Genomic DNA, 26,432 nt, shown 5'->3' on the forward strand with positions numbered 1-26,432 from the left:
TGAAATCACATCAACAACAAGTGCTCACACAGATTGTTTGATTAAATTGTTAAAGAGCGTGCCTTGCGGCTAGGCGGCGTATATTACGCTAACCTTGAACCTTGTCAACATCTTATTTTAAATTACTTTAAAAGTTTTTGTTGGCTCAAACTCTAGGAGTTTGTTGGTTCGGACTTGGTTAGTAACTTGCGCTACATCCCGTGTCTGTGGGGCGCATTATAGGGACTCAGATCACATTAGCAAGTATTAATTAGTGTTTTTTGTGATTATTAAATTGAATGATTATTTAGCGAACAACTTGCTTTATTTTCATACTAATTACGCACTATATTGCACATATTTACGCGTTATAATGAGATGCTGTTTTTATAAATTCATTGTTTGTTGTTTTGTTCCTATATAGAGAGATAAAATATTGTGATTAATATAGATATATTAGTAGGTAGTACATTGGGTGGAACAGAGTATGTTGCGGAAGCTACCCAACCTTTTTTAGAAAAAGCAGGTTTTAGCACTCAAGTTCACTTCTCTCCTGATTTAACCATGTTGAATATAGAAGAAAAAAACATATGGTTAATTTGTTTAGCTACACATGGTGCAGGTGACTACCCTGATAACTTTAAACAAATAGTAGAACAGATTAATAAAATGCAGGGTGATTTGTCTAACATTCATTTTGGCTTAATCGGTGTTGGTGACTCGAATTACGACACTTATTGTTATGCTGCAAAACAATTCGATCTTCTGTTACGTGAAAAAGGAGCGCATCGGTTAGGTAATATATTCAATATTGATGTTGTTGAATCACCGATCCCAGAGGACCAAGTTGAAGATTGGATCCCTTTCTTTATAAAAGATCTTAATTATTTAGCTATTTAATTGATAAGTTACCCACAAGTTTCTGTGCATAATTCATTTATAACTACTGAATTAGTTTTGCGTAATCACTTTATAAAAATGTGCATAAATTGGGCTGTTGATAAAGTACTTTTCTATACTCAGGTTGATCGCATTAAGATCCCTTATTATGCACACGATCGGATCTCTTTTAAGATCCTGATCTTTAATCGATTAAAGTTGTTTTACACAGAAATTCAATTGCTTAATAAGTATAGTAATAAAAGATCTTTAAAGATCTATATATAATACTAATACTATTGTTTTCTGTTAAAACAACCTTGTTGCTTTCCTTTATTTTTTAAACGGGTAAAATCTAACTTTAATTTTATATAGCTGTATTTGGAATATTATGATTTACCATGAACAATTTGACGTTATCGTTATTGGCGGTGGCCATGCAGGAACTGAAGCTGCTGCTGCACCTGCTAGAATGGGATTAAAAACCCTATTATTGACTCACAATATTGAAACATTAGGTCAAATGTCATGTAATCCTGCAATTGGTGGGATTGGTAAAGGACACTTAGTTAAAGAGATTGATGCCTTAGGTGGTTTAATGGCATCGGCTATCGACAAAGGTGGTATTCAATTCAGAACGCTTAATTCAAGTAAAGGGCCAGCTGTTCGTGCTACTCGTGCTCAAGCAGATCGTCTTTTGTACAAAGCAGCTATTCGTGAAAAATTAGAGAATCAAGAAAATTTACAAATTTTTCAACAAGAAGTTGAAGATCTGATTATTGAAAATGATCGCGTTGTTGGTGTTATTACTAAAATGGGCGTTCGGTTTTCTGCTAAATCAGTTGTATTAACCGTAGGTACTTTCTTAAACGGTTTAATTCATATTGGTTTAAAAAATTACAGTGGTGGTCGTGCAGGCGATCCAGCTTCGATCACTTTATCTGATCGATTAAAAGAAATGCCATTACGCATGGGTCGTCTAAAAACAGGTACACCTGCTCGTATTGACGCACGAAGTATCGACTTTTCTGAATTAGAGGTTCAACACGGTGATAATCCAACACCTGTATTTTCTTTTTTAGGTAATCGTTCTGAACATCCACGTCAGATCCCTTGTTATATCACTCACACCAATGAAAAAACGCATGATATTATTCGTGCTAATTTAGATCGAAGTCCAATGTATTCAGGTGTGATTGAAGGTGTAGGGCCTCGCTACTGCCCTTCTATCGAAGATAAGATCATGCGTTTTGCTGATAAGAATTCACATCAAATATTTGTAGAGCCTGAAGGTTTAACAACGCATGAAGTTTACCCAAATGGTATTTCTACAAGTTTACCTTTCGATGTTCAACTTGCTTTCATTCAATCGATGAAAGGTTTTGAAAATGCATTTGTAACACGTCCTGGCTATGCGATTGAATACGATTATTTTGATCCCCGAGATCTTAAATCTACGTTAGAAAGCAAATACATTGATGGTTTATTCTTTGCCGGACAAATCAATGGCACAACGGGTTATGAGGAAGCTGCTGCTCAAGGTTTATTAGCAGGTATGAATGCTGGCTTACAAGTACAAGACAAAGAAGGTTGGGCTCCTCGACGAGATCAAGCTTATATTGGTGTATTAGTTGATGATTTATCGACACTAGGTACAAAAGAACCTTACCGTATGTTTACTAGCCGTGCTGAATATCGATTATTATTGCGTGAAGATAATGCTGATACGCGTTTAACAGAAAAAGGCAGAGAGCTAGGCTTAGTTGATGACGTACGCTGGGAAGCTTTTAGTAAAAAACAAGAGCTTGTAGAAACTGAATTAAAACGTTTAAAAGGGCAATGGGTTAACCCTAATTCTATTAACGCTGACAAAATTAATGAATTATTGAAAAAACCTATGCAACGAGAAAGTACATTGGAAGCAATGATTCGTCGACCTGAAGTGACTTATGAAAGCTTGATGAAAATCGAAGGTTTAGGTCCTGCAATTGCTGACCCTATCGCTGCAGAGCAAGTTGAAATAAATATAAAATACCAAGGTTATATCGATCGTCAGTTAGATGAAATTGAAAAATTGAAACGTCATGAAGATACGCTTTTACCGAAAGAATTAGATTACTCAGAAATCAAGGGTTTATCTAACGAAGTGACCGCGAAGCTAAATGATTTAAAACCAGAAAGTATTGGTCAAGCATCGCGTGTATCAGGGATCACCCCTGCTGCTATTTCGATTTTATTAATACACTTAAAGAAAAGCGGCGTTCGTCGTAAGGCTGGTTAATGAGTTTACGACTTCAGTTAGATGCGCTTATTGCGCAAACGGATCTTGTCATTACAGATCAACAAGTATCTCAATTAGTACAGTTAGTTGAGTTGTTAGCTAAGTGGAATAAAGCGTATAATCTCACTTCTGTACGCGATCCATCACAAATGCTTGTCAAACATATTATGGACAGTATAGTCGTATCACCTCATTTGCAGGGAGATAGCTTTATTGATGTTGGAACTGGACCTGGCTTACCAGGTCTACCGTTAGCAATTTTAAATCCTGATAAACATTTTGTTTTATTAGACAGTTTAGGAAAACGTTTACGTTTTATTCGACAAGCTATCCTCAGTTTAGGGTTAAAAAATGTTGAGATAGTACAAAGCCGAGTTGAAGAATATCAACCTGAAACTGGTTTTGACTGTGTCTTGAGCCGTGCCTTTGCATCATTAGAAGATATGTTATCTTGGTGTTATCACTTACCGAATACAAGTGGTCACTTCTTAGCGCTTAAAGGGCAATATCCTGAATCTGAAGTTAATAATTTAGATTCTAAATTTAAATTTATTGAGTCGGTTACATTACAAGTCCCACAATTAGATGGTGAACGCTGTTTAGTGAAAGTTAAGCGTGTCTCGTAATCACTCAAATACATATTAAGTAGGTTTTTGTGGGTAAAATAATAGCGATTGCAAATCAAAAAGGTGGCGTTGGTAAAACGACTACTTGTGTTAACTTAGCGGCTTCAATGGCGGCCACTAAACGTAAAGTTTTGATTATTGATCTTGATCCTCAGGGTAATGCAACCATGGGTAGCGGGATTGATAAATATGAAGTTGCTCATACCGCATATGACCTGTTAATTGATGAGCTTCCCCTTGCTCAAGTCATTGAGTCTGAAACGACGGGGGGATTTGATTTAGTCGCTGCTAATAGTGATGTTACTGCAGCTGAAGTTAAATTAATGAGCTTTTTCTCACGCGAGACACGTTTAAGAACTGCTCTAGAAGGCGCTAGGGATGTTTATGATTACATCTTTATAGACTGCCCTCCTTCGCTCAATATGTTAACAGTTAATGCTATGACAGCTGCTGATTCAGTGTTGGTACCTATGCAGTGTGAATATTATGCGTTAGAAGGTTTAACTGCATTAGTTGATACGATTAGCAAACTCGCAGCCGTGGTTAATGCAGATCTAAAGATCGAAGGTATTTTGCGCACTATGTACGATCCTCGTAATCGATTATCTACAGATGTATCAGATCAATTAAAGAAGCATTTTGGTGATAAAGTTTACCGCACTATTATTCCTCGTAATATTCGCTTAGCTGAAGCACCAAGCTTTAGTAAGCCAGTGATGTATTATGATAAAAACTCTACCGGAGCAAGAGCATATTTATCATTAGCGGGTGAAATTTTAAGGCGAGAAGAACAATCTATCAGTACAGAACAGGAAGTTATTTAATATGTTAGGCAAAAAAAGAGGCTTAGGTAAGGGACTGGATTCATTATTAAGCAGCAGTACCGTCACGCGTAATAAGCAAGTCTCACATGATGCGAATGCAGAACAAACACAGCAGCGTATTAATCAAGATCAAGGAGCCTTACAAGACATTGATATCAATCTGTTGCAAGTTGGTAAATACCAACCTCGTCGAGATATGTCATCGGATGCATTACAAGAATTAGCTAACTCAATTCATGCACAAGGCATTATTCAGCCCCTTGTAGTTCGTGAGACCGGTCATCAAAAATTTGAGATTATTGCCGGCGAACGTCGTTGGCGAGCAGCAAAAATAGTTGGACTTGAATCGATTCCTTGTTTAATAAAAAATGTGGAAGATGATGCCGCTATTGCAATCGCCTTGATTGAAAATATTCAACGTGAAAATCTTAATGCAATGGAAGAAGCGATTGCTTTAAAGCGCATTGTTGATGAATTCGAATTAACCCACCAAGAAGTTGCTCAAGCCGTTGGAAAATCACGTACTGCTGTTAGTAACCTACTACGTTTAAATAATCTTAACGAAGATGTTCAAACATTATTAGAACATGGCGATCTAGAGATGGGCCACGCACGCGCTTTATTAGTGTGTGAAGGAACACTACAATCTGATCTTGCTAAAATAGTTGTAAGTAAAGCATTAAGTGTGCGTGAAACTGAAAAATTAGTTAAAAAATCGCAAGCACCAGAGAAAGTTAAAACGCCCCCTCTTTTTTGTGAAAAAACTGAGTTATTTGTTACAACTTTAGAAAATAAATTTGGTCTAAAAGTAACAGCTAAAAATAGTAAAAATGGATCTGGTAAATTAGTCATAGATTACAGTTCTATAACAGACTTAGATGCATTGATCACATTAATAGAAAATAAATAAAGAAAAGCGAAGGTTTTCGTTACTTTATTGTTTTAGATCATATGCAGTTTCCTCTGCTTTATATTAAATAATCATGAAAGTTTCCCGATTCTACTACCTCAACGCATCGCTCCATATTGCATTGACATTTTTTGTCGGTATAATTTGCTCAAGTTTTAATTTGGGCGAATAATTGATTATTTTTTATCATTTATTCATGCTTTGAATTAGCTAGTAAAAGGAAATCAGAGTGGTTGATAAACTAGCAAAAAAAGGTCAGGTTTCAGGGCTGAAATTGGTGGCTTTTCAATTATTATTAATGCTAATTATTGCATTGGTTTCAACAGTGTTTTTTTCGATTAAGTCTGGTTATTCAGCCTTAGCTGGAGGAGTCACTTTTTTGCTTCCTAACCTTATTTTTGTTTTGATGGCATTTGCACACGCAGGTGCGAGACAAACTAAAAAAGTACTTAGGGGGTTTTACGCAGGGGAGGCTATTAAACTCTTTTTAACTGTGCTGCTGTTTGTTGTGTTTTTGAAATACGTGTTGTTATCACTAACAGCTTTCTATATTTCATTCTCATTGCTGGTTGCCTCACAGTGGTTAGCGCCTTTCTTTTTTTATAACAACGATGGGATAAAACATGGCTGGTCAAGGTGAAGCTCTAACATCATCAAGTTATATTCAACATCATTTAACAAACCTTACATGGAGTGTTGATGGTGGTTGGAATGCGCATGATGCTGGTTTTTGGACTTTTCACGTCGATTCTCTACTGGTTGCAGTAGGCCTCGGTGTATTATTTCTTTGGTTGTTTCGTAGTGTAGCAAAACATTCAACAGTTGGTGTACCTGGTAAGTTACAGTGTTTCATCGAAATGGTGATTGATTTTGTAGATGAGAATGTAAAAGATACTTTTCATGGCAAAAATGCCTTGATAGCACCTTTAGCATTAACTATTTTCGTTTGGGTATTCTTAATGAACCTAATGGATTTAGTACCTGTAGATTTGCTACCTCATGCTGCGCAAACTATCGGAGTACCTTATCTTAAAGTTGTACCTACAACTGATTTAAACGTAACACTTGGTATGTCATTGAGTGTGTTCGCTTTAATCATTTACTACACTGTCAAAGTAAAAGGTTTCGGTGGGTTCGTTAAAGAACTGACTATGCAACCATTTAACCATTGGGCATTCATCCCGGTAAACTTCTTACTTGAATCTGTAACGCTATTAGCGAAGCCTGTTTCATTAGGACTACGTTTATTTGGAAACTTATATGCTGGTGAGTTGATATTTATTTTGATAGCACTACTGGGTTACTGGCAATTACCACTTTACTTCCCGTGGGCCGTATTCCATATTTTAATTATTGTTCTACAAGCCTTTATCTTTATGATGCTGACCATTGTATATCTCAGCATGGCACACGAAGATCATTAATTAATTTTTAGGTATGACATTAATTTTTACTTTTTAAGTAATTACTTTTAAACATAAAACAATTTAATTTTATTTGGAGAATTTTTCATGGAAACAGTATTAGGTTTTACTGCAATCGCTGTAGCACTTCTAATTGGTTTAGGCGCTGCTGGCACAGCTATCGGTTTTGGTATCTTAGGTGGTAAATTCCTAGAAGGTGCTGCACGTCAACCAGAAATGGCACCTATGTTACAAGTTAAAATGTTCATCGTTGCTGGTCTTATCGATGCAATCGCAATGATCGGTGTTGGTATTGCATTATTCTTCACATTTGCAAACCCATTTGTAGCTCAACTAGCGGGCTAATAACGGATCCTAATTTACTTAATTACTAAGGAGCTGTTATGAATATTAATGCAACCCTAATTGGCCAAGCTATCGCATTTGCGATATTTGTTTGGTTCTGCATGAAGTATGTGTGGCCACCACTTTTAGACGCAATTGAAGCGCGTCAAAAGAAAATTGCGGATGGTTTAACGCAAGCTGAACGTGCAGGAAAAGATCTTGAACTTGCGCAAGCTAAAGCAACTGATAAGTTGAAACAAGCTAAAGCACAAGCGGCAGAAATTATCGATCAAGCTAATAAGCGTCGTACACAAATTGTTGAAGAAGCTAAAAATGAAGCTGAAACTGAGCGCAGTAAAATTATTGCTCAAGGTGAAGCGGAAGTTGAAGCTGAACGTAACCGTGCTCGTGAAGAGTTACGTCAACAAGTTGCTGTTCTAGCTATTGCGGGTGCTGAAAAAATCATTAAGCGTACTATTGATAAAGAAGCGAATAGCGACATTATTGATAAATTAGTTGCTGAACTATAAGGAGCGAAGTTATGTCTGAATTGACTACTGTAGCTCGTCCTTATGCAAGAGCCGCTTTTGAATTTGCAGTTAGTAATAACAAAATCGAAGCTTGGTCTACGATGCTGTTTTTTGCCGCTGAAGTTGCACAAGATGCAACCATGGCAAAGATACTAACACGCGATAAAGCACCAAAAGAGTTAGCTGATCTGTTTATTAATGTTTGTGGAGACCAACTCGATGAGAATGGTCAAAACTTTATTAAAGTATTAGCTGAAAATGGACGTTTGAGTGTTTTGCCACGCATTAAACAACTTTTTTCTGATTTAGAAACTGAGTATAAAAAAGAGATCGACGCTGATGTTGTCTCTGCTTATGCACTGTCTAAAGTTCAGTTGAAAGAGTTGAGTATATCGTTGGAAAAACGCCTCGCACGAAAAGTAAACCTAAATTGTAGTATTGATAAATCGTTAATTGCTGGGATGGTTATTACCGCCGGTGATTTAGTGATTGATAGCACCGCTAGCGGTCAACTATCTCGTTTATCACATACTTTACAATCTTAATGGGAAGTTAGCATGCAACTGAATTCCACTGAAATTAGCGATCTTATCAAGCAACGAATTGGAAAATTCGAAGCGGTAAGCGAAGCGCGAAATGAAGGTACAATCGTTTCTGTAAGCGATGGTATTATTCGCATCAACGGCCTTGCTGAATGTATGCAAGGTGAGATGATCGAACTACCAAATGGTAGCTTTGCTATGGCACTTAACCTTGAGCGTGACTCGGTAGGTGCTGTTGTAATGGGACCTTACCGTGACCTTAAAGAAGGTGAAAAGGTAAAATCAACTGGTCGTATTCTTGAAGTACCAGTAGGTAAAGGTCTTCTTGGTCGAGTTGTTAACACAATGGGTGAGCCGATTGATGGAAAAGGACCTATCGAAAACGATGGTTTCTCTCCAATTGAAGTGATCGCACCTGGTGTAATCGATCGTAAATCAGTTGATCAACCAGTACAAACTGGTTGGAAATCAATCGATTCAATGATTCCAATCGGTCGTGGTCAACGTGAACTTATCATCGGTGACCGTCAAGTAGGTAAAACTGCTATTGCAATCGATGCAATCATTAACCAAAAATCTACAGGTTTATACTCTATCTATGTTGCGATTGGCCAAAAAGCGTCAACAATTGCAAACGTAGTACGTAAACTTGAACAGCATGGCGCGTTAGAAAATACTATCGTTGTTGTAGCATCTGCTTCTGAAGCTGCTGCATTACAATACCTTGCTCCATATGCAGGTTGTTCAATGGGTGAATACTTCCGTGACCGCGGTGAAGATGCACTGATTGTATATGATGATCTTTCTAAGCAAGCTGTTGCTTACCGTCAAATTTCACTATTGCTTAAACGTCCACCGGGCCGTGAAGCATATCCTGGTGATGTTTTCTACCTTCACTCTCGTCTTCTAGAGCGTGCATCTCGTGTAAGCGAGCATTACGTTGAAACCTTTACTAAAGGTGCAGTGAAAGGTAAAACTGGTTCATTAACAGCATTACCAATCATTGAAACACAAGCGGGCGATGTATCTGCATTCGTACCGACTAACGTAATATCTATTACCGATGGTCAGATCTTCTTAACAACTGAACTCTTTAATAGTGGTGTACGTCCAGCGGTTGATCCAGGTATCTCTGTATCACGTGTTGGTGGTGCTGCTCAGTGTAAGGTGATTAAAAAGCTTTCTGGTGGTATTCGTACTGCTTTAGCGCAATACCGTGAATTAGCAGCGTTTGCACAGTTTGCATCTGATTTAGATGAAGCTACGCGTAAACAGCTTGAGCATGGTAAAAAAGTAACTGAATTAATGAAGCAGAAACAATATGCTCCTATGTCAGTTGTTGAACAAGCGTTATCACTATTTGCTGCAGAGAAAGGCTTCTTAAATGATGTCGATGTTGAAAAAGTATTAGACTTTGAAGCATCTTTAATCTCTTACGCTAAAAATGAGCATGCTGAGTTTTATGCTCAAATTAATGCATCTGGTGATTACAACAAAGAAATCGAAGGGCAATTTAAGTCTCTTTTAGAATCTTTTGTTGCGACGCAAACCTGGTAATTAATTAACGGCGAAAGTCGTTAGTTAGCATTAATTAGGAGTAAGAAATGGCCGGCGATAAAGAAATTAGAAATAAGATCGCGAGTGTGAAAAACACTCAAAAAATCACTGGTGCCATGGAAATGGTTGCAGCATCAAAGATGCGTCGTGCGCAACAACGCATGCAAAGCAGTCTTTCTTATGCAACTACTATGCGCAAAGTGATTGGTCATATCGCACTAGGTAACTTGGAATACCACCACCCTTATCTTGAAGAAAGAGATATTAAGCGTGTTGGTTATATTGTCATTTCAAGTGATCGTGGTTTATGTGGCGGTTTAAACATTAATTTGTTTAAACCGGTTATCCAAGAAATGAAAAAACACAGCGAAGCTGGTGTTGAAGTTGATTTAGCCATTGTCGGTTCTAAAGCAAAAAGTTTCTTTGGTAATTTAGGCGCTAACATTGTTGCTCAAGCTACGGCTTTGGGTGATGCACCGTCGATTGATGACTTGATCGGTTCGGTAAAAGTAATGTTAGATGCTTATGATGCAGGTGACCTTGATCGTTTGTATATAGTGAACAATAAATTCGTTAGTACCATGGTACAAGTACCTACAATCAGTCAGTTATTACCTCTGCCAAAAGCAGAAAGTGATAACGAAGTTGCTGCCCATCACTGGGATTACATCTACGAAGGTGATGCTAAAGATATTTTAGATTCATTATTAGTTCGTTATGTTGAATCTCAAGTGTATCAAGCAGTAGTGGAAAACTTAGCGTGTGAGCAAGTTTCACGTATGGTTGCAATGAAAGCAGCAACCGATAACGCAAGTGACTTAATTGAAGATTTACAACTTGTTGCCAACAAAGCACGTCAAGCTGCAATTACTCAGGAACTATCTGAGATTTGTGGCGGTGCGGCTGCGGTATAATTTTAAAATAAAGATTTTAGAGGATCAGAAATGAGTTCAGGTAAAATCGTACAGATTATCGGTGCTGTTGTGGATGTTGAATTCCCACAAGAAAGCGTTCCGAATATATACAGTGCACTGATCGTGACTGAGAAAAACCTAACAATGGAAGTGCAGCAACAAATTGGCGGCGGCGTTGTACGTTGTATCGCTATGGGTGCTTCTGAAGGTTTGAGTCGTGGTTTAGAAGTTACTGATACTAAACATGCAATCACAGTACCTGTTGGTACGGCTACATTAGGCCGTATTATGAATGTATTGGGTGAGCCGATTGATGAATGTGGTCCTGTTGTTTCTGATGAACAATACGAGATTCACCGTGCAGCTCCTTCTTATGAAGAGCAGTCAGCATCAAATGAAACACTGGAAGTAGGTATTAAAGTTATCGACCTAATCTGCCCATTCGCAAGAGGTGGTAAAATCGGCCTGTTCGGTGGTGCTGGTGTTGGTAAAACAGTTAACATGATGGAGCTTATCAATAACATCGCACTGAAACATTCAGGTTTGTCTGTTTTTGCTGGTGTTGGTGAGCGTACTCGAGAAGGTAACGATTTCTACTTTGAAATGCAGGAAGCTGGCGTTGTAAACGTTGAAAAACCTGAATTATCAAAAGTGGCAATGGTTTACGGTCAAATGAATGAGCCACCAGGAAACCGTTTACGTGTTGCCCTGACTGGCCTTACAATGGCTGAGCGCTTCCGTGATGAAGGTAAAGACGTACTTCTATTCATTGATAACATCTACCGCTATACACTAGCAGGAACTGAAGTATCAGCTCTACTAGGTCGTATGCCATCAGCCGTTGGTTACCAACCAACACTTGCTGAAGAGATGGGTGTTTTACAAGAGCGTATTACCTCTACTAAAACGGGTTCTATCACTTCTATCCAAGCGGTATACGTACCTGCGGATGATTTAACGGATCCATCTCCTGCAACAACCTTTGCTCACTTAGACGCAACAGTTGTACTTAACCGTAATATCGCATCAATGGGTCTATACCCTGCGATTGACCCGTTAGATTCAACTTCACGTCAACTTGATCCATTAGTTGTTGGCCAAGAGCATTACGATATTGCACGTGGTGTACAAGGTATTTTACAGCGTTATAAAGAGCTGAAAGATATCATTGCTATCCTAGGTATGGATGAGCTTTCTGAAGAAGATAAGCAAATCGTATCTCGTGCACGTAAAGTTGAGAAATTCCTTACTCAGCCTTACCACGTAGCTGAAGTATTTACAGGTGACCCAGGTATTTACGTACCACTTAAAGACACATTAGCTGGCTTTAAAGGTTTAATTGCTGGTGAATACGACGACATTCCTGAGCAAGCGTTCCTATACGTAGGTGCAATTGAAGAAGCTGTCGAAAACGCTAAAAAAATGTAACAGCTGGAGGTTACTATGGCTAAAGCAATGACCACACATTTAGATGTTGTAAGTGCTGAAAAATCTTTATTTAAAGGATTAGTTTCACATTTATCAGTATCTGGTCAAGAAGGTGAACTAGGCATTATGCATGGTCACACACCACTTCTGACACCAATTAAACCAGGAATGGTTCAATTAGTTAAGCAAAATGGTGGCGAAGAAGTCATTTATATCTCAGGCGGTTTTCTTGAAGTACAGCCAGGTGGTGTTACGGTATTAGCCGATACTGCAATTCGTGGTCAAGATCTTGACAAAGCGAAAGCAGAAGAAGCTAAACGTGCAGCAGAAGCACAAATGTCAAATCCTTCTAAGGATATTGATTTTGCACTGGTTACTGCACAACTTGCGCAAGCAGTTGCGCAGTTACGTGCTATTAAGTTAACACGTAAGTAGATATTTAAACTTTCGTTAAAAAAAGGCGACCTTATGGTCGCCTTTTTTATTGCTGTTAATTTTGGGTAACTAACGAGGCTAATAGTAATAAAAGTGAAATTTATATTTTCAAAAAGCCATTTTTATAGGTCAAGTCTATAACATACCTTGCAGGCTTGTTCTCAACGATTTTCTTCTCTCGTCTAAAATTCACCTATTGATTGTTGATTAAAGTGCTTGAATAAAAATACTAATATGCAACAAATTTTGATATTTTTATATGTGCTTTTAGATTCAGATCACAATCGTATTAAATACTATTATTGTCTATAATTCTTTGTTTTCTTTTAATAAATATTCTTCTAGAATATTTTTTCAGTGTTTAATTAGTTGGTAGTTGTAATATATTTATTATGCTATTGTTAACATATTGTTTACATGACAACTTAATGTGAACAGGTGTCAAAATAAAGTATTAATCACTCTTCGATATATTATTAAAGGATTTATATATGAAAAAGTTAATTGCAGTTGCAGCGCTATCTTTATTACCATTTACAAGTGCGATGGCTGACCAAGATATTGGTTGTGGTCTGGGTTCAATGGTTATGGCAGGCCAAGAAGGTAAAGTATTTAAAGTGTTGGGTGCAACGACAAATGGTACTTCTGGTAACCAAACTTTCGGTATTACTTTTGGTACATTAGGTTGTGATGGTACTGATACAGTGACTTCAACAGCTAAAGTATCTCTATTTATTGATGGAAATATGGATAACTTAGCACGTGACATGTCTAAAGGTGAAGGTGAAACATTATCAACACTTGCAGAAGTTTGGGGTTTATCAGCTGAAGATCAAGTGACATTTAATCAACTTGCACAAGCAAACTTCTCTGATGTTTTCACTTCTGAAAATGTAACTTCTCAAGCAGTATTAGAGAATTTGAATGCATTGATGTCTAATAATGCAGATCTTTCTGCATACACTCTCTCTTAAGCATTTCTTTATATACTTATAATAAAAGCCCCTATTGGGGCTTTTTGTTTAGTGGCTATGAATAAAAAAAGTAAAATACTCTTCTGCATCTTGGCTTTCTTCTCTATCCCATTACTGGCAGATTCTTCTTTAGCAAAATTATCACAAGATAGTTATTGGTTACAGCTTGGACATTATAGAACCGCTGTTACAAGTGATTGGAAGAGTGAAGTCGATGAGTCTTCTTTTTTTATTGCGACACAGGGAAAAACAAACCCTAAAGCTGAATTACTCGCAACCATTGATGCGTTTAATGGTAAAAACTTAAATAGTGAAGAAACTAACGTAATGATCTGTCGCTTTCCCGCTCGTTTTAACTGGTTAAAAACTAAAGTTGATAATGATTGGGGTGAGTTAGATTGCCCTGAATTGCAGCGATGGAAAACGGTTATTGACCCTGCTGGTATTACCTTAGTCTTCCCAACTGCTTTTATGAATAATCCTTCTTCAATATTTGGCCATACTTTATTAAGAATCGATGCCAAAGATCAAACCCGAAATAAAGAATTAGTAGCATTTGCTGTTAATTTTGCCGCAGATCCAGATTTACATGATAATGCGGCTACCTACGCTTATAAAGGGTTAGTTGGGTCTTATCCTGGGCGTTTTTCTTTAATGCCCTATTATCGTAAAGTACGAGAATACAACGATTTAGAATCTCGAGATATTTGGGAATATAAACTGAATTTAACACCTATTGAAGTTGAGCGTGTGTTGTTGCATTTATGGGAATTACAATCAACTCACTTCGATTATTACTTTATTGATGAAAACTGCTCTTATCAGTTACTTTCTTTGTTACAACTTGCACGTGAAAATATTGATTTAACTTCTTCGTTCACGATGCAAGCTATTCCCTCTGATACTGTTGCAGTATTGAGAGATAATCAATTATTACAAGAGCCTAATTATAGACCAGCTTTTGGCACTAAGTTATTCCATTATTCACAACAACTTTCTGATACTGAATTAAAAGCCGCGCGTTCTTTGATGGAAGGCGGCGAGCTAGATGAAAGCGCATATACTATTCAACAGAAAGCAGCCATTTTAGAAATGGCTTATGAATGGTTAAATTTTGAATTTTATGATCTAGGGTTAGACCGTGACATCGTTGCACCACGTACTAATCGTTTATTAATGGCGCGAAGTAAAATAAAGTTACCATCACCTTTCACTCAACCACTGAAACCTAGTATATCGCCAGAGCAAGGGCATGGTTCATCACGTTTTGGTGTGTCTATTGCCGATACTGACAGTGATCAAGCTCGTTATAGTATATCTTATAGGCTGGCTTACCATGACTTATTAGATCAATCTGCTGGTTTTATCCCTGGCGCCCAGATTAGTTTTTTTGATATTGAAGCGAGCATTAATAATGCAAATAATAGCCGCTTGGAAAAACTGTATTTTATTGATGCAATGGCATTGCCTGTTGATAATAGAATTTTTGATAGCTGGTCTTGGAATATACGCATGGGATTTGATCGACAAGCTGATAAAAAAACGCAAAGTGGGCATTGGTTCACACAAGGTGGTTACGGCAAATCAATTGGTGATCCAAACCAATTACAAGCTTATTTATTAGGTTCTTTTGAACTAAACGGCGGTGACATCACCGATAATGATTTAAAGGCTGGAGTAGGCTCTGAATTAGGTGCTATTTGGCAAGTGAATACATCCAATAAGGCCGCTTTAATGGCGAATATAATGTATTTACCTGACTCCGATGTAGATTATCATTATCAGGTTGATCTCGACTGGAATTGGGCTTTTGAGCGCAATTGGGCGCTACGCAGTAAGTTGCGTCATCAAAAGTGGCGTGCTCAAGAGTCGATGGTTAAATTAACGTTATATCATTATTTTTAAGTTTTATAGCGACTCAGTTGTGGTGAACTCTTTCGCTTTTAGTAGCCACTCTGGTAGTTCTTTTTTACCTTGTTCTGATAATTGGTAAGTTCCTCTTTCTATTTTTTCAAACCAACCATAATAATCGTCACTTAAAAATCGTGTTGCCTGTGGTTCAGTGATGGCTTTATTGATATCCGCGCCTTTAGCTATTGGTTGTGCTAGAAAAAACTCTGCAACGCGAATGCAACGTTGTCTGTATGCAGTTAATCCTGCTTTAGAGCGTGTAGAGCCGCCTTTTTGCGTGTCACCTACTCGTTGGTTAAACTCTTTTAATAATCCGGACTGTTTACGTTTATTTTTGCGTGGCATGTAGTCTTGAGGATCAAATACCACCTCCACATATTGTTGCTCTTGTTGGATATCTACGACAATTAAACCGATTGCTAGTCGTTTAATTAGCTTTTTAACCTGTTTATTTTGTTTTTTATAAACAGTGCATTGTTTGGGTACTGCAATATAAACGATATCAGACAAACTAAATCTATCTACTGCTTGTAATAACAAGGTGATATTTAAATTTAATTTTAATTCTACAATAATAATCTGGTCATTCTTTTTAGCGACGATATCGCAATTTTTTATCTCACCCTTAACTTCATAGTCTAAACATTGTAGATAGTTCTTAATCGGCAGATATAAATCACTTTCTTTTATTTTATTAGGCATTCTTAATAGTATTTCGCTTAAATTATATAGTTTGATTAGTATGTTACCTCAATCCCTGATAAGCAAATCGATGGTGTGCCGTTATTTTCCGTATCTATGTGTTAAATAGCCGTTCTTACTGTGATTATTGTTTTGATCATTTACCGCTAATTACACCAGATTAACTATGTCCCGGTGATCTAGGCGGTAATCATTATTAACTTTATGCTTTTATCGTTGCAGAGATAAGCAGGAGTGATCTCCCCATCATAATTAGACATCGCGACAGGTTTAAGTGTGAGCGCGATGCGTTAACTAAAACGACACTTTAGCCGGTGGGGTACCACAATATTAATTATGTTATCTGCGCAAAATTAGAGTTTCTTAGTGACCCATGTTTTGATCGCTGCCATCGTTATTGTTGTGATTAGTAAGTTGATACAGCAAGTAAGATTAAAATTGATTTATCATTTATTAAAGCTGACGGCTGAAAGTGAGTACTTACTTCTTATTATTTTTTTAAGTATTTTTCATATTGAATTGGTTGTTTATGTTCTATGTTGTTGGTAGTTAGGTATGGTTTAAATAGCTAGTCACTTAACTATAATTAGTATTATTTTTACACTCAGTCTGATAGTAGATCTATATAGTATTAAAATTATTCGATTTTGTTTGATCTACTTCTCTGCTATTCGCTTGTAAAGTTAGTCTATACCGCTATTGCCATTGGTATAATTGGCTCCAATAGGTATAATAGATTTCATTTTTTTCAATCAACTCGAAGCCTAAATCATGCAAAAATTCGATACAAAAACATTCCAAGGGCTGATTCTTGCATTGCAAGACTTCTGGGCTCGCCAAGGTTGTGCAATAGTTCAACCGCTTGATATGGAAGTTGGAGCTGGAACATTCCACCCACAAACCTTTTTACGTTCGATTGGTCCTGAGCCAATGAGCAGCGCTTATGTACAACCTTGTCGCCGTCCTACTGATGGTCGTTATGGTGAAAACCCAAATCGCTTACAACACTACTATCAATTCCAAGTCGTATTAAAACCATCTCCTAAAAATATTCAAGAGTTGTATTTACAATCGCTTGAAGAAATTGGTATCGATACCTCTATCCATGATATTCGTTTTGTAGAAGATAACTGGGAATCACCAACGTTAGGTGCTTGGGGACTAGGCTGGGAAATCTGGTTAAACGGGATGGAAGTGACACAGTTTACTTACTTCCAGCAAGTGGGGGGACTTGAGTGCTCTCCTGTTACCGGTGAAATTACCTATGGTTTAGAGCGTCTTGCTATGTATGTTCAAGGTGTGGATAGTATCTACGATCTCGTATGGACAGATGGCCCAATGGGTAAAGTGACTTACGGTGATATTTTCCATCAAAATGAAGTAGAACAATCGACCTACAATTTTGAATATGCCGATGTTGATGCATTATTTACACAGTTTGATCAATGTGAAAAAGATAGCCAAAAATTAATTGAAGCTAGCTTGCCGTTACCTGCTTATGAGCAAGTAATGAAAGCATCGCATGTTTTTAACTTGTTAGATGCTCGTCATGCAATCTCTGTTACTGAGCGCCAACGTTATATATTACGTGTGCGTTCGTTATCAAAAGCTGTTGCAGAGGCTTATTACGCTAAGCGTGAAGCACTTGGTTTCCCACTTTGTAAAAATTTAAATTAATAGAGGCAAGTTTAATGTCACAAGAAAATTTATTGATTGAGTTGGGAACCGAAGAGTTACCACCAAAATCACTTCGCAAACTTGCTGAGTCATTTGCTAGCAATATCGAAGCTGAACTAAATAAAGCTGAATTAACATTTGAAAAAGTTAATTGGTTAGCATCTCCAAGACGTTTAGCTGTAGTCGTCACTAATCTAGTCGCGACTCAAGCAGATAAAATAGTTGAAAAGCGTGGTCCAGCAGTAAACGTAGCATTTGATGAAAATGGTGTTGCGACTAAAGCGGCACAAGGTTGGGCACGTTCTAATGGCATTACCGTTGAAGAGGCTGAACGTTTAGTCACTGATAAAGGTGAATGGCTATTATTTAAGTCTGCGGTGAAAGGCCAACATATTAACAGTCTTATCCCAGCGATTGCGGAGTCGGCATTAGCTAAATTACCGATTGCAAAACCAATGCGTTGGGGAAGTGCAAGTACACAATTTATTCGCCCTGTACATACCGTAACTATGTTATTTGGTAGTGAATTAATTCAAGGTGAATTATTAGGTGTTGCTTCAGATCGCACTATTCGTGGACATCGTTTCATGGGGGAAGCTGAGCTAACGCTATCTCATGCGGATCAATATGAATCGTTATTAGATGACTCGGGTAAAGTTATTGTTGATTATGAACGTCGTAAAGCGATCATTCGTGAACAAGTAGAAGCGCTTGCAGCCCATGAAAATGGTGTTGCTGCAATTGATGATGAACTATTAGAAGAGGTTACCTCTTTAGTTGAATGGCCAGTAACATTAGTGGGATCGTTTGAAGAAAAGTTCTTAGCAGTTCCTTCTGAAGCGCTTATTTACACGATGAAAGATAATCAAAAATACTTCCCAGTATTAGATAAAGAAGGCAATTTATTACCACGCTTTATCTTTGTTTCAAATATTGTAAGTCGAGATCCTAAGCAAGTTGTTTCTGGTAATGAAAAAGTAGTGCGCCCTCGTTTAGCGGATGCAGAATTTTTCTTTGAAACGGATAAAAAGAAAACATTAGAAAGCCGTTTAGCATCGCTATCAACTGTATTATTCCAAAAGCAATTAGGCACGTTAAAAGAGAAATCTGAACGTATCAGCGCCGTTGCTGAAAAAATAGCGACTAGTATTCAAGCAAATCCTGAACATGCACAACGCGCTGGTTTATTATCAAAAGCGGACTTAATGTCTGAAATGGTAATGGAGTTTCCAGACGTTCAAGGTGTAATGGGGATGTATTATGCTCGCTTTGATGGCGAACATGAAGATGTTGCAGTGGCTTTGAATGAGCAATATTTACCACGTTTTGCTGGTGATAAACTACCTACTTCTTTAGTTGCTTGTGCCGTTTCATTGGCAGATAAATTAGATACGCTGGTGGGTATATTTGGTATTGGACAAGCACCTAAAGGTGACAAAGACCCATTTGCATTGCGTCGTGCTGCTATCGGTCTATTACGTATCATTACAGATAAAAATTTAGACTTAGATATTGTCGATTTAGTTGAAATAGCTAAGACAGAGTACGCAGATAAATTAACAAATGATAACGTCGTTATTGATGTTGTTGATTTCTTATTTGCTCGTTTCCGTGCAACTTATCAAGCAAACGGATATTCAGTTGAGTTAATTCAATCTGTATTAGAACGTCGTCCAACTAAACCTGTTGATTTTGAAAAGCGTATTAAAGCGGTTGCTAAGTTCCAAACTTTACCTGAAGCAGCTCCGATTGCTGCTGCTAATAAACGTATTAGTAATATTCTTGCTAAAGTGACAGAACAAATTAGTAATGAAGTTAGTCAAGATTTGCTTCAAGAAAACGCTGAAATCGCACTTGTTGAAATTTTAGGCGCCCTAGAAAGCAAGCTAAGCCCTTTATTTTTAGTCGGAGACTACGAGTCAGCCTTGTTTGAGTTAGCTAGCTTACAGACGCCTGTAGACGCTTTTTTCGATAATGTGATGGTAATGGCGGATGATTTAGCTGTAAAAAATAACCGTTTAGCCTTACTAAATCGTTTACGTAACTTATTTTTACAAGTTGCTGATGTATCGGTGCTATAAATATTATTATCGATTAATCCGAAAACGGTGAATAGTTATTATAAAAAGCTCAGTACATACTGAGCTTTTTTGTTTCACGTGAAACAATACTTGAAATCTTAATTATCTAAGAGGCTATTTAAGTTTGAAATAGCTAGATTCATTTTAAGGCTAAAGCATATTACCTATCATTATTGGTCCTATCATTTAATATGTTAGCTCGTAAACCAGACAGATTGCTTAAAATATTACTCAAATTTAATAAACTGTTTGGTTGAATAATTATTAAATTTATAATGCATCTTTATTACATTTTAAATTTAATCGTTGTTGTCTGTAATTGTTTCACATGAAACAATTGTTTTTTTTAAATTAATATTTTATTTTAATTCTCATTTTATATTCAGGATTTTTGCATGCCCTATTCAACATTTGGAAATAAATTTACACAGCACTCAGGCATAACAGAGTTAATGGATGATCTAAATAAAGGCGTAAAAGGCGGTGATGATATTTTAATGCTAGGTGGTGGCAATCCCGCCTCTATTCCGGCTATTCAAAAACGATTCACTGACCTAATGCAGGACTTATTAAATGAAGGGAAGTTAGTTGATACGCTCGCTAATTATGATGGGCCTCAAGGGAAAGATAGTTTTATTACTGCACTGGCAGAACTATTTAATGACTTATATGATTGGAATTTATCTTCTGAAAATATAATGTTAACTAATGGTAGTCAAAATGCATTTTTCTACCTATTTAATTTATTAGCGGGTGATTTTAGCAATGGAAAAAAACGTAAAATATTATTTCCATTAGCACCTGAATATATTGGTTATGCTGATGCCAGCGTTTCAGAAGCATCATTTGTTGCTGTTCGACCTAAAATTACGGAATTAGAAAATCAACAATTCAAATACCATGTTGATTTTGATGCGTTAGAAATAACTGATGATATTGGTGCTATTTGCGTATCTCGTCCTACTAATCCAACGGGTAATGTTTTAACTGATAGTGAAATAGAGAAGTTAGATAAGCTAGCTAAACAGCATAATATTCCGCTTATTATTGATAATGCTTACGGTACTCCTTTCCCTAATATTATTTTCGAGAATGTTAAGCCTCATTTTAATAACAATACTATTTTATGTATGAGCTTGTCTAAATTTGGTTTACCTGGTGCACGTTGCGGTATTGTGATTGCCAATCCAAGTATTATTAAAGCCATGTCTAATCTATCGGGCATTATGGCACTATCCCCTGGCGGAATTGGACCTGAAATTGTATTGCCTCTCGTAAAAACGAAAGAAATTATTACGTTGAGCGACAATGTAATTAAACCTTTTTATCAACAAAAATCTCAAATAGCTATGTCGTTATTATTGAAAAAAATAACTAATAAAAACTTCAGAATTCATAAAGCTGAAGGTGCATTATTTCTTTGGCTTTGGTTTAAAGATTTACCTATTAGCTCGAATGAACTTTATAAGAGATTAAAAGAGAAAGGTTTGATTGTTGTTTCTGGGCATTATTTTTTCCCTGGACTTGATCAGGATTGGCAACATACACATGAATGTATTCGACTCAATTATGCACAAGAAAGTGATGTTGTTGAACGTGGTGTTGATATTTTAGCATCGGTTGTGAATGAGTTATATCAACAGAAATGATAATAAACTTTGGATAGGTTGTTTCACGTGAAACAACCTATAGCGACTTTTAAAGCAAAGAGTATTTTTAAAGGAAAGAATTAAAATATAAACTCAAATCAATAAACTCAAATCAAGGTGAAGACCAATTCACTAACCTTTTCTTTATAAATACTCTCTTCCTTTTTCCCTCTATTTCTTATTAATATTCTTAGTGTTTTAATTTTACTATCAATGAGTTTAATACTTCGCTGATTGTTTTAATGCTGGCACTTGATTGATTAATTTTTTGTAGATGTGTACTGACTTGATGAGTGTGCTTTTCAATCGTTTTCGTGTTTATTGCAACCTCATTAATAGTGATTGACTGCTGCTCTGTTGCGGTTGCTATAGTATTGTTATGTTCATATATACTATCAATAATATGGGAAACTGAATTTAGTTCTTCTTGTACTGATAAACTATGGTTTGCACAATCAATTGCTGCATTACTTTGTAATAACACCATCTCGTTTGCTTCAGTCGTTGTTGATAGTAAATGATCAATGATGGTTTGTATTTCTTTTGTGGAATGTGATGTTCTAATTGCTAAAGCACGTACTTCATCAGCTACTACAGCAAAGCCTCGGCCTTGCTCTCCTGCCCTAGCCGCTTCGATAGCTGCATTTAAAGCTAATAAGTTAGTTTGTTTAGATACGTTATTAATCACTTCTAATACATTATTAATAGAGGCAGTGTCGGCAGTTAATTTTGTTACTACTTTACTTAACGATAAAATATTATCAGATAGTTTTTGAGTTCTATTTACTTGTAACGCTAATGTTGTACTTGCCATATCAACTAGTTTAACGGCTTTATTTGTCTGCTGACAAGTTTCTGCTGCACTCTCGGTAACATCAGTAAATGAATTTGATAGAGCTAAAATGGAGTACGTTACTAACTCTGTTTGCTTTTGTTGCTGTTGACCGCTCTCTGCGGCTTGTAGAGTACGTTCTTGTAATAAGTTACTCTCTATTAAGGATTGTTCTGATTGTGCCTTTAAGGCACTTGTAAGGTCCATCAAATATCTTTGTAATTGCTCGCAACGGAGAGTCACTGAAGTGAATTCTGATAGTTGGCTTTTGATAGTGAATTTTTTACTAAAATTTCCCGTTGTTAATGCATCAAAAAATGGCAAAAGCTGGCGAATAAAATGTAAGCTTTTGAACTGTAGCCATGCAGATATTGTTAGGATCAAAATAAATATTAGTAACGTAAAGGTGCCAATTAATTTTACTTTTTTGGTTATTTCCTGTTTTTGTTGATCGACCACATTTGAATATAAGGTAAAACTTCGAACTAAATTATTTAAAGCGAGTGTTATTTGTTCTTGGCTGCTCACTATGGCCGTTAATATTTTAGTTGTGTTGGTTAGTTCTTTGGGATAACGCCTACTTAAACTGCTTAAATCATTAATGCTTTGCCTCGTTAAATCAACAGTCTCTGGCTCATCAAAACTAAATTCGTCGACTTCTTCTGTGGTATATAAAAGTAAACTAGGTAAAGCATCGAGTTGATCAATATTACTTTGAACTATTTCATTTTCTGTTAACAGTTGTTGTTTTGTTTGTGAATTATTTAGTTGTAAATAGCGTTGTCTTAATAACCCAATTTTTTGTAACTGTTGACTTAAAGTTAATAATTGTTGCAGATATTGTGTTTTAACTATCATGCTAACGTCGGATTTTTTAGTTAAAGCAATTAAATCAGATATTAGATCATGTCGTTCTACTTCGTTATTTATTAATAAAATTTCTGGATTTGCAGCCAATTTCCCTGCTGCTCTTGCCTGTTGAATCGCTTTCTGTAATTTTGTAATTAGTATAATGACTGAGTCTGATTGCCTTTGTTCAAGCCAGTCTATAGGTGTATCACGTAGTTTTTCTAGTTTATTACTTGCATCAAGTAATTTATTAGCATCACCTGAAGCAAGGTAATGTTGTAAAGAAAGTGTTACATCAGAGGCTAATTCCGATTTTATAGCATGGTAAGACTGATTGATTTGATATGGCTTATCCATCTCATGCCATGCCCATATTATAAAAGCACTGATGAGAATAAGTAATAAGGCAATACAACAAGAAATAAATTTTGTAAGTAAGTTAATTGACATTATGCGATGCTTATAAAAAAGTTAAAAGCAGAGCATACAACTTGAATATTGCAGTTATATTGCAAAAAATAACCATTTAGAGGTGTAAATGAGTTCTCTAGAAAGTGTAGAGTTTATTTAGATATATTTATCAATGGCATAAAAAATCCAGCTGCTAGGCTGGATTTTTATATTCTTCAATTTTAACAACCTTTAAAAGTTGCTAATTATATGAAGCTTAGATATCAATATTTCCGACACGTAGTGCATTTTTCTCGATAAATGCACGACGAGGCTCAACATGGTCACCCATTAAGGTTGTAAATAATTGGTCCGCACCAACAGCATCATCAACCGTCACTTGAAGCATGTGACGCGTACTAGGATCCATCGTTGTTTCCCATAGTTGACTTGGGTTCATCTCTCCCAGACCTTTATATCGTTGAATATATAAACCACGTTTTGATTCATGCATTAACCAGTTTACTGCTTCAATAAAGTTTTCCACTGGTTTAGTACGTTCACCACGTTGAATATAAGCACCTTCTTCTAATAGGTTCTGTATTTCTACACCTAAAGCAACTAATGATTTGTATTCAATTGAACCAAAGAACTCTTCATCAAAAGTATAAATAGTATCAACACCATGTTTACGTACAGTAAACAAAATTTTGTTGGTTAATTCATCTTCTGACTTAACGACATTAGCTTTATAGATGGTCCCTTCTAAATCTTGGCGGTTTAACACCTCAATAATAGTTTCCATCCATGTTGTTACTTTATCTGCATTCACTAGATCTTCAGCTTTTAATTCAGGCTGATAGATCAGTTTATCCAATACAACATTTGGGTAACGACGTGTTAAGCGAACAATCGTTTCTTGTGCAGTACGATAACGTTCAATCATACCTTGTAAAAATAAGCCGGTGATACCAGGTGCATCAGCACTTACGTGTAAAGATGCGCCTTCCATTGCGAGAGCAGTTAAGTAAGCTTGTAACGCTGGATCATCTTTTAGGTATTGCTCTTGCTTGCCTTTTTTCACTTTATAAAGCGGTGGTTGAGCAATGTAAATGTAACCATTTTCAATTAACTCAGGCATTTGACGATAGAAGAACGTTAATAATAGCGTACGAATGTGAGAACCATCGACGTCGGCATCGGTCATGATGATGATGCGATGATAACGGGTTTTCTCTGGGTTATATTCGTCGCGGCCAATACCACAACCTAATGCTGTAATTAGCGTTGCTACTTCTTGTGAAGATAACATCTTATCAAAGCGTGCTTTTTCAACGTTAAGAATTTTACCCTTAAGCGGTAAAATAGCTTGGTTCTTACGAGATCGGCCTTGTTTCGCACTTCCGCCAGCCGAGTCCCCTTCCACTATATATAGTTCAGAAAGTGCAGGGTCTTTTTCTTGACAATCTGCCAATTTACCCGGTAAACCTGCTAGATCTAATGCGCCTTTACGACGAGTCATATCACGTGCTTTACGAGCTGCTTCACGTGCGCGTGCGGCATCAACAATTTTACCAACAATGATTTTTGCTTCCGTTGGGTTCTCTAGTAAGAACTCTTGCAAGCGTTCATTCATTGCACCTTCAACAATTGGTCTTACTTCAGATGACACTAAACGGTCTTTTGTTTGTGAAGAGAATTTTGGATCGGGCACTTTAACAGAAATAACCGCTGTTAAACCTTCACGTGAATCACCACCTTCAGTCGAGGTTTTGTTCTTATTGTTTTTAACTTTTGCTAGTTCTTTCTCAATGTACGAGTTTAAGGTACGCGTTAATGCACCGCGGAAACCCGTTAAGTGAGAACCACCATCACGTTGAGGAATATTGTTGGTGAAACAGTAAATATTTTCTTGGAAACCATCATTCCATTGCATTGCAACTTCAACTGCAGTGCCATCTTCATGTTCTGTATTAAAGTGGAATATTTTATTATGTACTGGTGTTTTGTTCTTATTTAAATATTCAACAAAAGCGTGTATACCACCTTCATAATGGAAATGATCTGCTTTATCTTCTTCACGTTTATCTATTAATTTAATAGATACACCAGAATTCAAAAATGATAATTCACGTAAGCGTTTAGCTAAAATGTCATATTGAAATGTCACATTTGAGAAGGTCGATGGGCTAGGCCAAAAACGAATCTCTGTACCGGTTTGATCTGTATCACCGATAACTGCGATTGGCGCTTCTGGCTCACCTTTTGCGTAAGTTTGTTGGTGAATATTACCGCTACGCTTAACCGTCAAACGTAGTTTGTCAGATAATGCATTTACTACCGATACACCTACACCGTGTAATCCACCCGATACTTTATAAGAGTTATCATCGAATTTACCACCGGCGTGTAACACGGTCATTATTACTTCAGCTGCAGAAACACCTTCTTCTTCGTGCATATCAACTGGAATACCACGGCCATCATCACGTACTGATACGCTGCCGTCAGTATGGATAGTACAAATAATATCGCTACAGTGGCCTGCTAGAGCTTCATCGATTGAGTTATCTAATACCTCAAAAACCATGTGGTGTAGACCCGTACCGTCATCGGTATCACCGATATACATGCCAGGGCGTTTGCGAACCGCATCTAACCCTTTTAGTACTTTAATACTTGACGAATCATAACTATTCTCAGCCATAAAACTT

22 protein-coding genes are annotated in these 26,432 nt (G+C 36.9%); 19 read left to right on the forward strand and 3 right to left on the reverse strand.

Going from position 1 to position 26,432, the window contains the following annotated elements; translation table 11 throughout:
- The first annotated feature begins 417 nt into the window (after positions 1–417).
- The 16 genes from mioC (at position 418) to H5084_RS07615 (ending at position 15,532) form a co-directional block, all read left to right on the forward strand.
- Complete coding sequence (gene mioC, locus H5084_RS07540; protein WP_028869430.1) at positions 418–879, forward strand: FMN-binding protein MioC; 462 nt, start codon at positions 418–420, stop codon at positions 877–879.
- Positions 880–1,249: 370 nt separating this feature from the next.
- The gene (mnmG, locus tag H5084_RS07545) at positions 1,250–3,139 is read left to right on the forward strand and encodes a tRNA uridine-5-carboxymethylaminomethyl(34) synthesis enzyme MnmG (protein WP_028869429.1); all 1,890 of its coding nucleotides are present in this window, start codon (positions 1,250–1,252) and stop codon (positions 3,137–3,139) included.
- The gene (gene rsmG / locus H5084_RS07550; RefSeq protein WP_028869428.1) at positions 3,139–3,765 is read left to right on the forward strand and encodes a 16S rRNA (guanine(527)-N(7))-methyltransferase RsmG; all 627 of its coding nucleotides are present in this window, start codon (positions 3,139–3,141) and stop codon (positions 3,763–3,765) included. Before mnmG ends, rsmG begins: the two co-directional genes overlap by 1 nt.
- 29 nt (positions 3,766–3,794) lie before the next feature.
- Positions 3,795–4,589 carry a ParA family protein gene (locus tag H5084_RS07555; RefSeq protein WP_028869427.1) on the forward strand — a complete coding sequence of 265 codons (795 nt, stop codon included), beginning with the start codon at positions 3,795–3,797 and terminating at the stop codon, positions 4,587–4,589.
- 1 nt (position 4,590) lies between these two features.
- Positions 4,591–5,499, forward strand: a complete 909-nt coding sequence (locus H5084_RS07560) for a ParB/RepB/Spo0J family partition protein (RefSeq protein ID WP_028869426.1) — start codon at positions 4,591–4,593, stop codon at positions 5,497–5,499.
- A 229-nt stretch (positions 5,500–5,728) separates the two neighbouring features.
- Positions 5,729–6,139 carry an ATP synthase subunit I gene (locus H5084_RS07565; protein WP_028869425.1) on the forward strand — a complete coding sequence of 137 codons (411 nt, stop codon included), beginning with the start codon at positions 5,729–5,731 and terminating at the stop codon, positions 6,137–6,139.
- The gene (gene atpB / locus H5084_RS07570; RefSeq protein WP_028869424.1) at positions 6,123–6,923 is read left to right on the forward strand and encodes a F0F1 ATP synthase subunit A; all 801 of its coding nucleotides are present in this window, start codon (positions 6,123–6,125) and stop codon (positions 6,921–6,923) included. Before H5084_RS07565 ends, atpB begins: the two co-directional genes overlap by 17 nt.
- Positions 6,924–7,010: 87 nt before the next feature.
- Positions 7,011–7,268: a F0F1 ATP synthase subunit C gene (gene atpE, locus H5084_RS07575; protein ID WP_025565310.1), complete on the forward strand. Its 258-nt coding sequence runs from the start codon at positions 7,011–7,013 to the stop codon at positions 7,266–7,268.
- Between the two features lie 38 nt (positions 7,269–7,306).
- Positions 7,307–7,777, forward strand: coding sequence for a F0F1 ATP synthase subunit B (gene atpF, locus H5084_RS07580; protein ID WP_028869423.1), 471 nt, complete (start codon positions 7,307–7,309; stop codon positions 7,775–7,777).
- Between the two features lie 11 nt (positions 7,778–7,788).
- The gene (gene atpH / locus H5084_RS07585) at positions 7,789–8,322 is read left to right on the forward strand and encodes a F0F1 ATP synthase subunit delta (RefSeq protein WP_028869422.1); all 534 of its coding nucleotides are present in this window, start codon (positions 7,789–7,791) and stop codon (positions 8,320–8,322) included.
- A 12-nt stretch (positions 8,323–8,334) separates the two neighbouring features.
- Positions 8,335–9,876: a F0F1 ATP synthase subunit alpha gene (gene atpA / locus H5084_RS07590; RefSeq protein WP_028869421.1), complete on the forward strand. Its 1,542-nt coding sequence runs from the start codon at positions 8,335–8,337 to the stop codon at positions 9,874–9,876.
- 47 nt (positions 9,877–9,923) lie between these two features.
- Positions 9,924–10,790: a F0F1 ATP synthase subunit gamma gene (atpG, locus tag H5084_RS07595; RefSeq protein ID WP_028869420.1), complete on the forward strand. Its 867-nt coding sequence runs from the start codon at positions 9,924–9,926 to the stop codon at positions 10,788–10,790.
- 30 nt (positions 10,791–10,820) lie between these two features.
- A complete protein-coding gene (gene atpD / locus H5084_RS07600) occupies positions 10,821–12,218 on the forward strand; it encodes a F0F1 ATP synthase subunit beta (RefSeq protein WP_025565305.1) in 1,398 nt (465 codons plus the stop codon).
- 15 nt (positions 12,219–12,233) lie between these two features.
- On the forward strand, positions 12,234–12,653 hold the full coding sequence (locus H5084_RS07605) for a F0F1 ATP synthase subunit epsilon (protein WP_028869419.1): 420 nt from the start codon (positions 12,234–12,236) through the stop codon (positions 12,651–12,653).
- A gap of 491 nt (positions 12,654–13,144) precedes the next feature.
- Complete coding sequence (locus tag H5084_RS07610) at positions 13,145–13,627, forward strand: DUF3015 family protein (RefSeq protein WP_028869418.1); 483 nt, start codon at positions 13,145–13,147, stop codon at positions 13,625–13,627.
- Positions 13,628–13,684: 57 nt separating this feature from the next.
- On the forward strand, positions 13,685–15,532 hold the full coding sequence (locus H5084_RS07615; RefSeq protein ID WP_182690081.1) for a DUF4105 domain-containing protein: 1,848 nt from the start codon (positions 13,685–13,687) through the stop codon (positions 15,530–15,532).
- Between the two features lie 3 nt (positions 15,533–15,535).
- On the opposite strand, the gene H5084_RS07620 is transcribed toward H5084_RS07615, so the two are convergent.
- Complete coding sequence (locus H5084_RS07620; protein ID WP_037071887.1) at positions 15,536–16,240, reverse strand: DUF2161 domain-containing phosphodiesterase; 705 nt, start codon at positions 16,238–16,240, stop codon at positions 15,536–15,538.
- Between the two features lie 771 nt (positions 16,241–17,011).
- Between H5084_RS07620 and glyQ the strand changes: the two genes are divergently transcribed.
- The 3 genes from glyQ to H5084_RS07635 all read left to right on the forward strand — a co-directional run bounded on the left by glyQ (position 17,012) and on the right by H5084_RS07635 (position 21,647).
- A complete protein-coding gene (gene glyQ / locus H5084_RS07625; RefSeq protein WP_028869415.1) occupies positions 17,012–17,917 on the forward strand; it encodes a glycine--tRNA ligase subunit alpha in 906 nt (301 codons plus the stop codon).
- 14 nt (positions 17,918–17,931) lie between these two features.
- Positions 17,932–19,998, forward strand: a complete 2,067-nt coding sequence (gene glyS, locus H5084_RS07630) for a glycine--tRNA ligase subunit beta (protein WP_182690082.1) — start codon at positions 17,932–17,934, stop codon at positions 19,996–19,998.
- A gap of 395 nt (positions 19,999–20,393) precedes the next feature.
- Complete coding sequence (locus H5084_RS07635) at positions 20,394–21,647, forward strand: valine--pyruvate transaminase (RefSeq protein ID WP_182690083.1); 1,254 nt, start codon at positions 20,394–20,396, stop codon at positions 21,645–21,647.
- A gap of 190 nt (positions 21,648–21,837) precedes the next feature.
- On the opposite strand, the gene H5084_RS07640 is transcribed toward H5084_RS07635, so the two are convergent.
- Both H5084_RS07640 and gyrB read right to left on the reverse strand, forming a co-directional pair.
- Positions 21,838–23,685 carry a methyl-accepting chemotaxis protein gene (locus tag H5084_RS07640; RefSeq protein WP_182690084.1) on the reverse strand — a complete coding sequence of 616 codons (1,848 nt, stop codon included), beginning with the start codon at positions 23,683–23,685 and terminating at the stop codon, positions 21,838–21,840.
- Between the two features lie 310 nt (positions 23,686–23,995).
- On the reverse strand, positions 23,996–26,425 hold the full coding sequence (gyrB, locus tag H5084_RS07645) for a DNA topoisomerase (ATP-hydrolyzing) subunit B (RefSeq protein WP_028869411.1): 2,430 nt from the start codon (positions 26,423–26,425) through the stop codon (positions 23,996–23,998).
- Positions 26,426–26,432 lie beyond the last annotated feature (7 nt).

Origin of the sequence: Psychromonas sp. SR45-3 (genome assembly GCF_014163575.1) — a bacterium.
GTDB lineage: Bacteria > Pseudomonadota > Gammaproteobacteria > Enterobacterales > Psychromonadaceae > Psychromonas > Psychromonas arctica.

Excerpts from the sequence above, each read along its gene's own strand:
- H5084_RS07620 (WP_037071887.1), bottom strand. The coding sequence starts at position 16,240 with ATGCCTAATAAAATAAAAGAAAGTGATTTATATCTGCCGATTAAGAAC.
- glyS (WP_182690082.1), top strand. The coding sequence starts at position 17,932 with ATGTCACAAGAAAATTTATTGATTGAGTTGGGAACCGAAGAGTTACCA.
- atpF (WP_028869423.1), top strand. The coding sequence starts at position 7,307 with ATGAATATTAATGCAACCCTAATTGGCCAAGCTATCGCATTTGCGATA.
- atpE (WP_025565310.1), top strand. The coding sequence starts at position 7,011 with ATGGAAACAGTATTAGGTTTTACTGCAATCGCTGTAGCACTTCTAATT.
- atpH (WP_028869422.1), top strand. The coding sequence starts at position 7,789 with ATGTCTGAATTGACTACTGTAGCTCGTCCTTATGCAAGAGCCGCTTTT.
- H5084_RS07615 (WP_182690081.1), top strand. The coding sequence starts at position 13,685 with ATGAATAAAAAAAGTAAAATACTCTTCTGCATCTTGGCTTTCTTCTCT.
- rsmG (WP_028869428.1), top strand. The coding sequence starts at position 3,139 with ATGAGTTTACGACTTCAGTTAGATGCGCTTATTGCGCAAACGGATCTT.
- H5084_RS07610 (WP_028869418.1), top strand. The coding sequence starts at position 13,145 with ATGAAAAAGTTAATTGCAGTTGCAGCGCTATCTTTATTACCATTTACA.
- glyQ (WP_028869415.1), top strand. The coding sequence starts at position 17,012 with ATGCAAAAATTCGATACAAAAACATTCCAAGGGCTGATTCTTGCATTG.
- atpD (WP_025565305.1), top strand. The coding sequence starts at position 10,821 with ATGAGTTCAGGTAAAATCGTACAGATTATCGGTGCTGTTGTGGATGTT.
- atpA (WP_028869421.1), top strand. The coding sequence starts at position 8,335 with ATGCAACTGAATTCCACTGAAATTAGCGATCTTATCAAGCAACGAATT.
- H5084_RS07560 (WP_028869426.1), top strand. The coding sequence starts at position 4,591 with ATGTTAGGCAAAAAAAGAGGCTTAGGTAAGGGACTGGATTCATTATTA.
- H5084_RS07605 (WP_028869419.1), top strand. The coding sequence starts at position 12,234 with ATGGCTAAAGCAATGACCACACATTTAGATGTTGTAAGTGCTGAAAAA.
- atpG (WP_028869420.1), top strand. The coding sequence starts at position 9,924 with ATGGCCGGCGATAAAGAAATTAGAAATAAGATCGCGAGTGTGAAAAAC.
- mnmG (WP_028869429.1), top strand. The coding sequence starts at position 1,250 with ATGATTTACCATGAACAATTTGACGTTATCGTTATTGGCGGTGGCCAT.
- atpB (WP_028869424.1), top strand. The coding sequence starts at position 6,123 with ATGGCTGGTCAAGGTGAAGCTCTAACATCATCAAGTTATATTCAACAT.
- H5084_RS07635 (WP_182690083.1), top strand. The coding sequence starts at position 20,394 with ATGCCCTATTCAACATTTGGAAATAAATTTACACAGCACTCAGGCATA.
- gyrB (WP_028869411.1), bottom strand. The coding sequence starts at position 26,425 with ATGGCTGAGAATAGTTATGATTCGTCAAGTATTAAAGTACTAAAAGGG.
- H5084_RS07640 (WP_182690084.1), bottom strand. The coding sequence starts at position 23,685 with ATGGATAAGCCATATCAAATCAATCAGTCTTACCATGCTATAAAATCG.